The 13,252-nt window shown below is 44.9% G+C and carries 14 protein-coding genes and 1 tRNA gene; 6 read left to right on the forward strand and 9 right to left on the reverse strand.

Translation table 11 applies throughout. The features are described 5' to 3' along the window. Positions 1 to 15: 15 nt before the first annotated feature. The 4 genes from gdhA (at position 16) to FBQ74_RS09015 (ending at position 3,490) form a co-directional block, all read left to right on the forward strand. Positions 16 to 1,356 (forward strand): NADP-specific glutamate dehydrogenase, encoded by a 1,341-nt coding sequence (gdhA, locus tag FBQ74_RS09000; protein WP_139756365.1) that lies wholly within the window; start codon positions 16 to 18, stop codon positions 1,354 to 1,356. A gap of 167 nt (positions 1,357 to 1,523) precedes the next feature. Continuing rightward, positions 1,524 to 1,967: a hemerythrin domain-containing protein gene (locus tag FBQ74_RS09005; protein WP_139756366.1), complete on the forward strand. Its 444-nt coding sequence runs from the start codon at positions 1,524 to 1,526 to the stop codon at positions 1,965 to 1,967. A gap of 29 nt (positions 1,968 to 1,996) precedes the next feature. Then, complete coding sequence (locus tag FBQ74_RS09010; RefSeq protein ID WP_139756367.1) at positions 1,997 to 2,170, forward strand: DUF1328 domain-containing protein; 174 nt, start codon at positions 1,997 to 1,999, stop codon at positions 2,168 to 2,170. After that, positions 2,171 to 3,490: a DUF2254 domain-containing protein gene (locus FBQ74_RS09015; protein WP_139756368.1), complete on the forward strand. Its 1,320-nt coding sequence runs from the start codon at positions 2,171 to 2,173 to the stop codon at positions 3,488 to 3,490. Between the two features lie 54 nt (positions 3,491 to 3,544). Here the strand turns inward: FBQ74_RS09015 and FBQ74_RS09020 are convergent, their stop codons facing one another. The 9 genes from FBQ74_RS09020 to rlmE form a co-directional block, all read right to left on the reverse strand. After that, the gene (locus FBQ74_RS09020) at positions 3,545 to 3,703 is read right to left on the reverse strand and encodes a YqaE/Pmp3 family membrane protein (RefSeq protein WP_139756369.1); all 159 of its coding nucleotides are present in this window, start codon (positions 3,701 to 3,703) and stop codon (positions 3,545 to 3,547) included. A 471-nt stretch (positions 3,704 to 4,174) separates the two neighbouring features. Continuing rightward, positions 4,175 to 4,837 (reverse strand): PEP-CTERM sorting domain-containing protein, encoded by a 663-nt coding sequence (locus tag FBQ74_RS09025; RefSeq protein WP_232372010.1) that lies wholly within the window; start codon positions 4,835 to 4,837, stop codon positions 4,175 to 4,177. 813 nt (positions 4,838 to 5,650) lie between these two features. Continuing rightward, positions 5,651 to 5,735 (reverse strand) — tRNA-Leu (locus tag FBQ74_RS09030). Positions 5,736 to 5,745: 10 nt separating this feature from the next. Further along, complete coding sequence (gene secG / locus FBQ74_RS09035; RefSeq protein ID WP_139756371.1) at positions 5,746 to 6,099, reverse strand: preprotein translocase subunit SecG; 354 nt, start codon at positions 6,097 to 6,099, stop codon at positions 5,746 to 5,748. 10 nt (positions 6,100 to 6,109) lie between these two features. After that, a complete protein-coding gene (gene tpiA, locus FBQ74_RS09040) occupies positions 6,110 to 6,853 on the reverse strand; it encodes a triose-phosphate isomerase (protein WP_139756372.1) in 744 nt (247 codons plus the stop codon). 94 nt (positions 6,854 to 6,947) lie between these two features. Then, complete coding sequence (glmM, locus tag FBQ74_RS09045) at positions 6,948 to 8,291, reverse strand: phosphoglucosamine mutase (protein WP_139756373.1); 1,344 nt, start codon at positions 8,289 to 8,291, stop codon at positions 6,948 to 6,950. Positions 8,292 to 8,294: 3 nt separating this feature from the next. After that, positions 8,295 to 9,131 (reverse strand): dihydropteroate synthase, encoded by an 837-nt coding sequence (folP, locus tag FBQ74_RS09050; protein ID WP_139756374.1) that lies wholly within the window; start codon positions 9,129 to 9,131, stop codon positions 8,295 to 8,297. 102 nt (positions 9,132 to 9,233) lie between these two features. Next, positions 9,234 to 11,186, reverse strand: coding sequence for an ATP-dependent zinc metalloprotease FtsH (gene ftsH, locus FBQ74_RS09055; RefSeq protein WP_139756375.1), 1,953 nt, complete (start codon positions 11,184 to 11,186; stop codon positions 9,234 to 9,236). 124 nt (positions 11,187 to 11,310) lie between these two features. Further along, positions 11,311 to 11,940 (reverse strand): 23S rRNA (uridine(2552)-2'-O)-methyltransferase RlmE, encoded by a 630-nt coding sequence (rlmE, locus tag FBQ74_RS09060; RefSeq protein WP_139756376.1) that lies wholly within the window; start codon positions 11,938 to 11,940, stop codon positions 11,311 to 11,313. Between the two features lie 90 nt (positions 11,941 to 12,030). On the opposite strand from rlmE, the gene yhbY reads away from it, so the two are divergent. Both yhbY and FBQ74_RS09070 read left to right on the forward strand, forming a co-directional pair. Next, positions 12,031 to 12,327, forward strand: a complete 297-nt coding sequence (yhbY, locus tag FBQ74_RS09065; protein WP_139756377.1) for a ribosome assembly RNA-binding protein YhbY — start codon at positions 12,031 to 12,033, stop codon at positions 12,325 to 12,327. Positions 12,328 to 12,417: 90 nt separating this feature from the next. Further along, complete coding sequence (locus FBQ74_RS09070; protein WP_139756378.1) at positions 12,418 to 13,194, forward strand: 3-hydroxyacyl-CoA dehydrogenase; 777 nt, start codon at positions 12,418 to 12,420, stop codon at positions 13,192 to 13,194. Positions 13,195 to 13,252 lie beyond the last annotated feature (58 nt).

A 13,252-nucleotide genomic window follows, 5' to 3' on the forward strand; every position in this document is an offset into this window, starting at 1 on the left:
CAATAAAGTTGATTTATGAGTTACCAATCAAATTTCGATGATTTTAACGACTGGATAACAGAGCTGTTTCCGGATCAGAGTGAATATTTACAGGCTACCCGTGAGATTGCCCGGGATGTGGTAGATATTTACAACGCGCACGAGCCCTACAAAAAGAATGATGTGTTGCGCAGACTCAGTATGCCGGAACGCATCATTCACTTCTCTATTTCATGGCTTAATGATAACGACGAAGTTGAAATTCACCAGGGGTGGCGAATTCAGCACAACGGTATGATTGGTCCCTATAAAGGTGGGCTACGTTTCCACCCCACCGTAAATGAATCCATTCTTAAGTTTCTTGCCTTTGAACAATGTTTTAAGAACGCCCTCACCGGCCTGCCTATCGGCGGTGCAAAAGGTGGAGCGAATTTTAATCCGAAGGGGCGCTCTGATCGCGAAATCATGCGTTTTTGTCAGGCTTTCATGTGTGAACTTCAGCGCCACATCGGCCCTTATACCGATGTTCCGGCTGGTGATATAAACGTGGGCGCCAGAGAAATTGGGTATATGTACGGAGAGTACCGTCGAATCAATAACCGTTTCGGAGGTGCACTGACGGGTAAAGACCTCAGCTTTGGTGGCAGCCATGTTCGTACTGAAGCAACCGGCTTCGGGTTGATTTACATGCTACAGGCAGTACTTAAGGAGCATCACGAAAACATTCCGGACATGCGCATTGGTATTTCCGGTGCCGGCAACGTTGCGCTTCATGCCGCACTCAAAGCCATTGAACATGGCGGCAAAGTGATAACTCTTTCTAACAGCCGGGGGTATTTGCACCAGGATGATGGCCTGACATGCGAAGATATCCAGTGGGCTATAGAAAATAAGGCGAAAGAAGAAAATATTTTAACAGCACTGAGTGAACGTGTCGGTGCCAGCTGGCATGACAGTAAAGCACCCTGGCATGAAAAAATGGATATAGCGTTGCCCTGCGCCACACAGAACGAGTTAGATGGTGACGCCGCCAAGACGCTGCTTCAGAACAAAGTAAAATACATACTTGAGGGTGCCAATATGCCTTGTACTGACGAAGCCAGACAGGAATTTGAACGTAGCGAGATTCCCTTTGTTCCGGGGAAAGCATCAAACGCTGGCGGCGTGGCTATTTCAGGATTGGAAATGTCTCAAAATGCCAGTTTCCGTCGTGGCACTTATGAACAAATTGATGAAACACTTGAAGAAATTATGCATAGCATTCATCAGCAATGTGTTGAAGAAGGTAAGGAAAACGGCCGAATCAATTATGCAAGAGGCGCCAATATCGCCGGTTTCAGGCGGCTAGCTGATGCAATGGTTGCGCAGGGGCTATAACCCTTTTTGCATACCATTGTGTAATTACTACTAATTACGCAAAATTCTAATTTGTTGCAAACAACTTTCTACTGCTTAATGCACTAATTTATAAGGAAATTTTAGGTTTCTCTTCAGTGGTATAGAAATAGCAGGTCAGAATGGACATCGGTAGACAGGAGTAGCTAATGAAAATTTTCGATGAGCTTCGCGAAGATCATGAAAAACAACGAACATTATTGAAGATACTGGCCGAAACCAGTGGCGATACCCCAGCAAGACGTGAGTACTACTCTCAGTTAAAGGAACAACTGGAAAGTCACGCTGTAGCTGAGGAGCGTTATTTCTACTCGAAGTTGATGGAATCAGATACTACGATTGAAATGTCGCGACATGGTATTGCAGAGCATCATGAGATAGATGAATTGATAGAGACTCTTGACGAGACTGACATGGGTTCATCTGCATGGCTTACTCATCTTAAATCACTGCAGAAGAAGGTTGAACACCACCTTGCTGATGAGGAGCAGGAATTCTTTCAGGTAGCTGGTCAGGTTCTGAACGATCAGGATAAGAATCAGCTGGCTGGAGAGTATCGCGAAGAAATGGAAAAAGAACTGGCTAAACACTAATAGCAGTTAAATAAACTAGGAGAATAATCATGTTGAAATGGGCTCTGATATTTTTAGTTGTCGCAATTATTGCCGCAATCTTTGGTTTTGGTGGAGCAGCAGGAACGGCCGCCACTATTGCACAATACTTGTTCTACGGATTTGTTATTTTATTAGTAGTTTCACTAATAGCATCCGTGGTTCGTGGTGGCTCACGAAGATAAATGGCCAACAAAAATGCCTTTCCGGAACTGACAGTCAGGTTCCGGACATGGTGGGAAGGCGTTAGCACCAGCTACTGGTTTATACCGGTTTGTATGATGCTAACGTCTTTTTTATTGTGTTATCTATGTCTGACGTATATCGAGCGTACAAAGTTACCCGATAATCTGCAATCACTCATCCCCACTGTAACGCAGGATGGGGCTCAGCAAATTCTATCGACAATAGCCTCTTCCATAATTACCGCCACCAGTATCGCGTTTTCAATGACTATTGTAGCGCTGACCATGGCCTCTTCGCAGTTTGGCCCCAGGCTGCTCAGAACGTTTATGTTAGACAGAGGTACACAGTGCGTTCTGGGACTACTGGTTTCTTCTTTTATATTCTGTCTTATTTCGTTGCATCACCTTAGTAGCATCGTCGAGAATAAAGATGCGCTGGCTATCTTAAGCAGTATTTCAGTATTAATTGGTATAATAGACATATTTGCCATTATTTTCTTTATTCATCATATTGGCCGGTTTATTCAGGCAGATGAGGTTATTTTCAGGTGCTATGACGACCTGATGCGAAATATCGATGAACTGTTACCCAAGCCTGAAGATGCCCCGCGAGAACGTTCACTGCCCGAGGCCCTAATCACTGATTCACATTTTCAAACAGAAATTCAAATTAATAAGAGTGGCTATGTGCAGTCTGTAAACTACGAGAAGCTGCTTACCAGTAATTTCGAGGGATTAGAGGGAATTGAAGTCAGAGCGAGGTCTGGCGACCACGTTTTCCCTGACGCTGCAGTATTAATCATACATAGCCGTTACCGCAAGCCACCTGATTATTATAAAGATTTACTTGAGCTTATCATTCTTGGTCACCGCAGAACGCCGGTACAGGATCCTGAATTTGCGATTAGTCAGATGGTAGAGTTAGCATTGCGTGCCCTTTCTCCCGGTATTAATGATCCAATAACGGCGATATCTTGTCTGGACCGATTAACAGCAAGCTGTATCTATATGAGCAAGCGCACATTTCCTGCACACTGCGTAATGAATAAAGAAACTGGCGTATGGTTAAAACGACGTACCTTTAGCATCGAAGGCATAATTAATACGGCTTTCGATCAGATACGACAGGCAGGAAAAGATCATGTCGATATTGCGTTGCATATCCTGTTTTGTCTTAAGACACTGACTACGCACCTTCCCGCCCACCTGCATCCATTACTGAAGCTTCAGGCTGAATCGACGTTTCAGTTAATCTTGGAGAATACCTTGAGTGAACAGGATAAGAAAACGCTAAGTGAGGCGTTCATTCCGTTTCGTTAGTTAGTAAAAAGAGAGAGCATGGGAAAAAAGCCTGGTAAAACCAGGCTTTTTTTATCAGCGGGTCGCTATGATATACACAGCGTGAATGATTCCGGGTATATAACCTAACAGCGTTAGCACGATATTAATCCAAAACTGGACGCCGATGCCGACCTGAAGAAATACACCAAGCGGCGGTAAAAGTATTGATAAAATAATGCGTAAAATATCCATTTCGCGTTCCTTTTATATTAAAGATAATTGTATATCCAATACTAATTGCAAGTCCTTTGCCACACTGTGACTTTTGAGTAAATGTCAGGTTTGTTCAATTATCTTACTGCCAGCCCCCGCCGTGCCTGACCTTATACAGATATGAGGTGAGTCACTCAATCGGAGCGCGCCCTGAAAGAATTTTCGTTCAGAGGAAAATTGCGTAGATATCTGAATAGGACTGTAAATTATACACTAAGAACTTGATGAGCGATGGTCGGCGAAAAGCCTAAGAAATGAGTATGCGACTAATATGATTTGTTTAACCTGCTCTACTATTGCGGGTACCTAGCTTATACGCTATTGCAGGATTAATAAGAAAGGCCGCTTTTACGATCAGCCCTGTTAGGGTCTGTTACAGAATAGCTTTTTGCTACTCCGTACAAGGATTCGCCCTGTACAGAGTAGCTATATCAAGTGCTAATATAGTTATTAACTTTTACGGCGGATTTGCACTAATCCAGCCATTGATAATGCCATAAGCGCAAATGTATAAGGCTCCGGTACTTCAATGCTGATGTTACGGAACTGAGTAGAGTTACTGCAATTTTCATCATCACAGTCATTCATAAATACAAGATATTGGTATTGACCGTTCAGGGCAGCGGAAAGATCGATGTTAAAGCTTTGCCATGTAGGCGTACCGTTATCTATATTATCAAAATCATAGCGGAAAGCTTTACTTCCCCAGTTCTGGGTACCAGAAAGATTAAAACCAAACACACCGTCATTTCCGCCGATGTTCTTTACAGTATCACCGTCAGCAACCATTACACCACCGATTTCAGAAGGCATACCCGGGCTGTTGTCATCTTGTGAAATGCGCATATCGAAATTAAGTGAGTAAAAACGGTTATCAAGGTTCAGACTGCTCAGTCCAAACAAATTTTCAGTTGAGATATACGTCCAGGCTTCAGTGCCTAAGTCGAGACGGCCGCCATCTATATCAAGAACTGTGTATTCGCCTTTATTTTGATTGGAATCAGATTTGAAATCACCCTGAGCAAAATTTTCGACAATATCAGTTTCAATAACTGCGGAATGAGAGGCAAAGCTTAAAGCTGACAGACCTAATGCAACAAACACGTTTTTCATATTCAATAACCTACAACTTAATTTATCATCCAGATATTACGACATATCCCTGAGACCTACATAAAGCAAACACAATGCCAGAAACGTAAGCTATTGTTTTAAGTAGATTAAATCAGGAACAAAGCAAGAATAATTATCATTGTGTAAAGTAACCCGACAGCGCTATACAGATTTTAAGTAGGGCTTTTTTTGTATTTCTACGAAGTCTTTTAGTTTTTAATTTGTATTAATGAAAAGAGTGTACATTGCTGCAAAGAATAAAATGTAATCATTCACTATAGAAAGCACTCTCAGGCGAAACAAAATCATCAGAACACCACACCTTTCTCAATTATTAATGATGTAAAATCGATTTTTTTACAGTAGAGATGATTACTATTCTATGAACGATATGCAAATGCCCTACTCATAATTTAAAAGTAGACAGTTCACTTTCATGTTTAAGTATTATCTGTGAAAGACAGTGCCGATAACGTTGCAAGCAAGAATTGGAATGCGTTTTTATTTAGAAAAACCTGAAGTGTTTGCGAGAGTTATTGGATAGTTGAAGCGCCCTGCTGTGATTATCGAATTTCGGTCTTTTGGCTATACCTTTGCTACAAAAAGCTTCTTACAACGTTGAGATCTCAGAACAGCGTCCTGTGCTAGCAGAGAATTTGAAATCAAGGACAAACTGCGAAAAAGTGAATAGCTATTAATGATCAATGAAAATTAACGGCACATGATAACAAAGCTGAACAGCCTTTTTAAAACGTTACTGGGAGATGAATAAAAAAAAGCCTGTATAACATCGTTATACAGGCTTTTATCATTTGGTGCGGAAAGCGGGACTTGAACCCGCACGACCGAAGTCACCACCCCCTCAAGATGGCGTGTCTACCAATTCCACCACTTCCGCAAAACTGTCATTAATCAGGTGTATCAGATGATTCGTTATCATCAGCACCAGGAATATCCCCTTCAGTAGCTGCTGGCGCGGTTTGCTGCACAGGCTCTTCAAGGTTATTCCAATCGTCGGACGGGCTCTCACGGTTTGCAGTCAGGTTGCCCAGAGTCAGACTTATTAAAAAGAACAACGTCGCTAATATCGCCGTAGTACGCGTCATAAAGTTGCCAGAGCCAGAGGAGCCAAACACAGTGTTAGAACCACCTGCGCCAAAAGAGGCCCCCATATCCGCACCTTTACCTTGCTGAATCAAAATAAATCCAACAAGAATAAGCGCTACCACCAAATAGGCTACTAACAGAACTTCGTATACCATAACTTCCTCGTCAAATTGCCGCTTGGCAAATTGCCATAAAATCGTCAGTCTTAAGACTGGCTCCGCCAATCAGGCCACCATCAATATCAGGCTGACCAAATAGCGCTTTGGCGTTATCAGGTTTTACACTGCCGCCATATAAAATTCTTGTGCGCTGTGCTAGCGCCGCGTCATGTTCAGCCAGGGTGTTGCGAATAAAAGCATGAACTTCCTGCGCCTGCTCTGGCGAAGCAGTTTTACCTGTGCCAATGGCCCAGATAGGTTCGTATGCGATAACCACACCATCAAGCGTATCCGCTGACATCTCAGCAAACAACGCTGCTACTTGCTCACCCACAAAGGCATTTACATCGCCCGCTTCACGCACTGATAACGATTCACCCACGCAAATGATAGGGGTCAAACCGGCTTGTTTAGCTTTTGCCGCTTTTTTTGCTACCAGCAGATTGGTCTCATTATGATCTTCACGACGCTCTGAGTGACCAACGATAACATAATTCGCGCCCAGTTCCTTCACCATGTCCGTAGACATATCACCGGTATGTGCGCCATTGCTCAGATGACTGACATCCTGTGCGCCAAGTGAAAATTGCTCACTATTAAACATACTCAGGTAACCATTCGGTGGGCATACTACAACATCAAGCCCTTCAAATGCCTGTTCGTTAAGCGAATAAGTGAATGCTTCAACCAGAGAACGATCTCCGTTCATTTTCCAGTTGCCCGCAACTAATGGCGTTCTGTTATCTGTCATGCTTAGACCTTACCCTGTCTGTAAAGCGGGCGTGATATTAACGATATACGCCCGAATATACAAGTGGAAAAATTAATAATGTATAGAATTTCAGTTAATTGGCCACTTCGCGAACAACATCGGCAATCTTCTCTGCCCATGCCTTTGCATCCGATGCATGTTCAGCCTCAACCATGACCCGAATCAAAGGTTCAGTGCCGCTTTTACGCAGTAACACGCGACCGCCATCGCCTAACGCTTCCTCAGCGGTTATTTTGGCATCCAGCACCTGTGACATTTCAAGTGGATTTTCCGGGCCCGGCGTATAACGAACGTTGACTAACTCCTGCGGATACTTTTCAAAGCCCTTACTCAAATCATGCAGATTCATATTAGCGCGAAGCATCGATGTTAACACCTGCAAACCAGCCACGATGCCGTCACCGGTAGATGCAAGGTTGAGATTCAGTACGTGACCTGAGCTCTCGCCCCCGATTGCCCAGCCTTTACGTTGTAAAAGCTCCATCACATAGCGGTCGCCCACAGCGCTTCGTGCAAACGGAATACTCAATTTTGTCAGCGCATTTTCCAGCCCCAGATTTGTCATCAGGGTGCCAACAACGCCGCCCTGTAAACGACCAGATTTCAATGCATCACGAGCAACAATATAAAGAATCTGATCGCCATCCAGGATGTTTCCTTTGTGATCGACCATCATGATACGGTCACCATCGCCATCCAATGCGAATCCAAGATCCGCCTCTTCTTCAAGTACCCGTTGACGGATACCTTCCATCGACGTTGCGCCAACCTCATCGTTGATGTTCAAACCATCTGGCTTAGTACCAATTTCGATCACGTCTGCACCCAGTTCGGACAAGACGTTAGGCGCGATATGATAAGTAGCGCCATGGGCGCAATCGACCACTATTTTTAAGCCTTTCAGTGATAAGTCCGATGGAAATGTGCCCTTACAGAATTCGATGTAACGACCGGCAGCATCACTGACTCTGACCGCCTTGCCCAACCTGTTTGAAGCAACACACTCCATGGGTTCGTCCATCATCTTTTCGATGGCAATTTCAATGTCATCATCAAGTTTGAAACCATCTGCAGAAAAGAACTTAATGCCGTTATCATGATAAGGATTATGTGATGCACTTATCACAATTCCTGCTTCAGAACGGAATGTGCGGGTAAGATAAGCGATAGCTGGTGTAGGCATAGGCCCTAACAGGCCAATATTTATACCTGCTGCAGATAAACCTGATTCAAGCGCAGACTCGAGCATGTATCCCGAAATTCGGGTGTCTTTACCTATCAGCACTTTATTCGTGCCTCTACCGGCCAATACTTTACCTGCGGCCCATCCGAGTTTCACCACGAACTCCGGATTTATAGCGCTTTCACCAACTTTGCCGCGTATACCATCAGTACCGAAATACTTACGCTCACCCATTTTTTATTCTCCTTTTACTGTGTAATCACGAAACGCGTTAACGATTGCAATGACATCAACCGTTTCCTGCACATCGTGTACACGAATTATTTGTGCGCCGGCTTGCGCCGCGATCGTAGCAAGCGTCAGGCTACCTGCCAGTCGCTCATCTACTGAATTATTTAAAATCTGGCCTATCATAGATTTTCTGGACATGCCGACCAACAATGGATACCCCATTTCATGTAAAACGGATAAGCCTGCTAAAAGTTGGTAATTATGCGCCAGAGTTTTTCCAAAACCAAAGCCCGGGTCAAGAATTATGTTACCTTTATGTATACCAGCGTCTACGCAAGCACTGATGCGCGCGTTGAGGAACGCCTGAACATCACAGACTACACTTCCATACTCCGGGTCATCCTGCATTGTTTTAGGTGCGCCCTGCATATGCATCAGACAAACCGGCACATTACATTTGGCGGCCGCTTCAATTGCGCCTGGTTCCTGCAATGCTCTGACATCATTAATCATTACAGCGCCGGCATTTACTGCCTCACTCATAACTTCGGCTTTACTCGTGTCTACTGAAACAAGCGTATCGAATCTGGCCGAAATTGCTTCGATAACAGGGATGACTCTATCAAGCTCCTCATCACATGATACTAAAGGTGCGCCAGGACGGGTTGACTCGCCCCCTACATCAATAAAAGTGGCCCCCGCATCAATCATTGCAGCACAATGGTCGATGGCGCCGTCCAGATTATTGAACTTTCCCCCATCCGAAAAAGAATCAGGGGTAGCATTCAATATACCCATGACCGTGGGACAGCTCAGATCTACAGTTCGGTTATTAAATTTCAACGTTTTCACCATTTTATGGATAATGGGATACTTTTGGCAGGAAAAATTAGATCGATAATCAGAAATGAAAAAAGCGCCAGCGAAGAACTGGCGCTTTGTATATTAACCTGGCAAGTCGCCTGGTTTACCTACTGATGGTTTATCGACACCATCATTAGTAATTTCACCCTCTCTGGCAGGTTTCCCACCGCTGGGTTTATCACCTCCATCATCCGGTCTACGGTCATCCCAGTCTGCCGGAGGACGGACATCAGTACGATTCATCAGATCATCAATTTGCTTCGCATCTATTGTCTCATAACGCATAAGCGCATCTTTCATAGAGTGAAGAATATCGATATTCTCCTCAAGAATCGTTTTAGCCCTGTCGTAGTTTCTGTCTATAAGCGCCTTGATTTCGGCATCAATAGCACGAGCAGTATCATCAGACATGCTCGAGGCTTTAGACATAGATTTACCTAAAAAGACCTCGCCTTCTTCTTCAGCGTAAAGCATTGGCCCCATTTTGGTAGACAATCCCCACTGCGTCACCATCTTGCGGGCAATCTCAGTTGCACGCTCGATATCATTCGATGCACCGGTTGTTACTTTGTCATCGCCGTAAATCAGCTGCTCAGCAATACGACCACCAAACAGGCTGGAAATCATACTTTCCAAATGCTGCTTAGAATGACTGACACGGTCTTTCTCAGGCAAATACATTGTGACACCTAATGCACGGCCTCGAGGAATGATCGATACTTTGTATACAGGATCGTGTTCTGGTACAAGGCGACCAACAATAGCGTGACCTGCCTCATGGTAGGAGGTCATCGCCTTCTCGTCTTCAGACATCACCATTGATTTACGCTCGGCGCCCATCATGATTTTGTCTTTCGCCTTATCAAACTCTTCCATCGAGACTAAACGCTTATTAGCGCGTGCCGCAAACAGTGCAGCCTCGTTTACAAGGTTGGCCAAATCAGCACCAGAGAAGCCAGGTGTACCGCGTGCGATCACTGCCGGGTCGACATTATCAGCAACTGGTACTTTACGAGCGTGAACTTTAAGTATCTGCTCACGACCGCGAATGTCTGGTAAGCCGACGACAACCTGACGGTCAAAGCGTCCGGGACGCAGCAACGCAGGGTCGAGTACATCGGGACGGTTCGTCGCTGCTATAACGATGATACCTTCATGGCCTTCGAAGCCATCCATTTCCACAAGCATCTGGTTCAGGGTCTGCTCACGTTCATCATGACCGCCGCCAAGACCAGCACCGCGCTGACGACCCACAGCATCAATTTCATCGATGAAGATAATGCAAGGTGCAGATTTCTTAGCCTGTTCAAACATATCGCGAACACGTGAAGCACCAACACCGACAAACATTTCGACAAAGTCAGAGCCCGAAATAGTGAAGAATGGTACTTTTGCTTCACCAGCAATCGCCTTAGCTAAAAGGGTTTTACCCGTTCCGGGCGGACCAACCATCAATACGCCCTTAGGAATTTTACCGCCTAACTTCTGGAACTTTGACGGGTCGCGCAGGAAGTCTACCAGCTCAGAGACATCTTCTTTTGCCTCATCACAGCCTGCGACATCAGCAAAGGTTGTTTTGATCTGATCTTCACCCAGCAATCGCGCTTTACTTTTACCAAACGACATCGCGCCACGGCCACCGCCGCCCTGCATTTGTCGCATAAAGAAGATCCATACTGCGATAAGTAGCAACATGGGGAACCAGGAAATAAAGATCGACGTCAGAATCGACGGCTCTTCTGTGGGCTCACCATAAATGCGGATATCTTTTGAAGCTAAGTCAGATATTAATTTATCGTCATAATAAGGAATATACGTGACAAACGTTTCGCCGGAACGTTTGGTCCCGCGAATTTCCCGTGACTCGCTGTCAATGCGAACCTCACGGATGTTGCCCTGATTAGCTTCTTTAAGAAAGGTTGTGTAATCCGTCTGTGCCCGTGTCGATTCTCCCGGAGAAAAACTCTGGAAAACTGACATCAGAACTACAGCGATGACTAACCATAAAATTAAATTCTTTGCCATATCGCTCAATGCTACTAACCTCTAAAAATACCGGAATAAGTCTGTATAAACAGCGCTTTCAATACGTTACCGCACCTGGCTGCTATACAAAACCGGACGAATGTCGTTCCTTTTTGCACTATCTGTAAGCGTACTACACTTTATAGCCGCAAGCCACCAGATAGACTTCCCGCGAACGTGCCCTGGATGAATCAGGCTTTCGGGTTTTAATCTTCGTAAAATTCTGGCGCAATGCTGTTAAAAACTCATCAAAACCTTCACCCTGAAATACCTTGATAGCAAAGTTTCCGCCGGGCTTCAGTACCTGATGACACATATCTAACGCCAACTCACATAAATACATGGAGCGGGCCTGATCTGCCGCATTATTGCCTGACATATTCGGTGCCATATCAGACAACACAATATCTACGTTGTTCCCGTCAATTCTGTTCAACAATGCGTTGAGAACCGACTCCTCGCGAAAATCCCCCTGCAAAAAGTCAACCCCAGCAATCGGATCCATCTCCAGGATATCGCAGGCAATTACCTGTCCGTTACTACCGACAAGGTCAGACGCCAGTTGCGACCACCCGCCCGGCGCTGCACCAAGGTCAACAACCGTCATACCTGGCTTTATCAGCTTATCTTTTTGCTGCATTTCCTCTAGTTTGAAAACCGCACGGGACCGCAAGCCCTGCTTTTGTGCTTTTTGCACATAATGGTCATCAAAATGCTCTTTGAGCCAGCGCTTACTGCTGGCTGAATGTTTCTTTTTAGTCATCGCCGCACTTTGTGATTGGGAATGTGGTCAAGATGGCGTTAGAATATAGGTTTTCAAGTTGTAAATGCTAAATAATTAAAGAAGCAGGTAATGAAACTTTCCAATAAACAAAAGCAATTTCTAAAAGGTCTGGCCCATTCACTTAAACCCGTTGTTCAACTGGGCGGAAATGGTCTTACTGAAGGTGTTGTCGCAGAAATTGATAACGCGCTTAACCACCATGAACTGATTAAAGTTAAGGTACCTACAGACGATCGCGAAGAAAAAACACTAATTAATGATGCAATTGTCAGAGAGACTGGTGCGGTAAAGGTTCAGGTAATTGGACATATGCTTGTTCTGTACCGTCCTACTGAAGAGCGTAAAATACAATTGCCAAAACAATAAATATTCCTCTCTTTCATTTTTAACATCCATAGTTATTTAACTGTTAAACAAGTAAGCTTTATGCCTCTTTTTCGTTAACAGGAATAAAAGATGGATGTAAGTCAAATTACGGCTATTGTTACCGGCGGGTGCTCAGGCCTTGGGCACGCAACGGCTATCACCCTGCGGGAAGCCGGCGCAAAAGTAGCATTGTTCGATTTAAACGACGAAACCGGCGCTCAGCGCGTTTCTGAGTTAGGCAGTGACCACACGCGCTTCTACAAAGTTGATGTACGCGATGAAAATCAGGTGCAGGCTGCAATTGATAGCGTAAAGTCAGAATTTGGCGATATTCACGTTTGCATCAACTGCGCCGGTATTGCGCCTGCCAAACGTACACTCGATAAAGAGGGAAATGCCGCCCCGTTACAGGATTTTCAGAAGACGGTCGACATTAACCTTATTGGCACATTCAATGTTGCCAGACTGGCGGCTTCTGCGATGAGTAAACAAGATGCTGTAAATGATGATGCTGAACGCGGACTTATCATCAATACAGCCTCTATCGCGGGCTATGAAGGGCAAATCGGTCAAACAGCATATGCGGCGAGTAAAGGTGGCATTATTTCTTTGACCCTGCCTATGGCAAGAGATCTTTCTCCTCTGGGCATTCGCGTTAACACGATAGCGCCCGGTGTAATGGGTACGCCATTGCTGCTGGCAATGCCGGATAAAGTTCAGGACGCGCTGGCAAGCAATGTGCCCTACCCCAAACGTTTGGGCTATCCGAAAGAATTTGCCAGTCTCGTCATGCACATGATCAGCAACACATATATGAATGGCGAAACGGTTCGACTGGATGGCAGCTTGCGGATGCCGCCTAAGTAAACCGTAAGTAGGCCGAACGTCAGATACTCCACTTTATTCTACAGCGAAACAGTCATCT

Source organism: Salinimonas iocasae, assembly GCF_006228385.1.
Lineage (GTDB): Bacteria > Pseudomonadota > Gammaproteobacteria > Enterobacterales > Alteromonadaceae > Alteromonas > Alteromonas iocasae.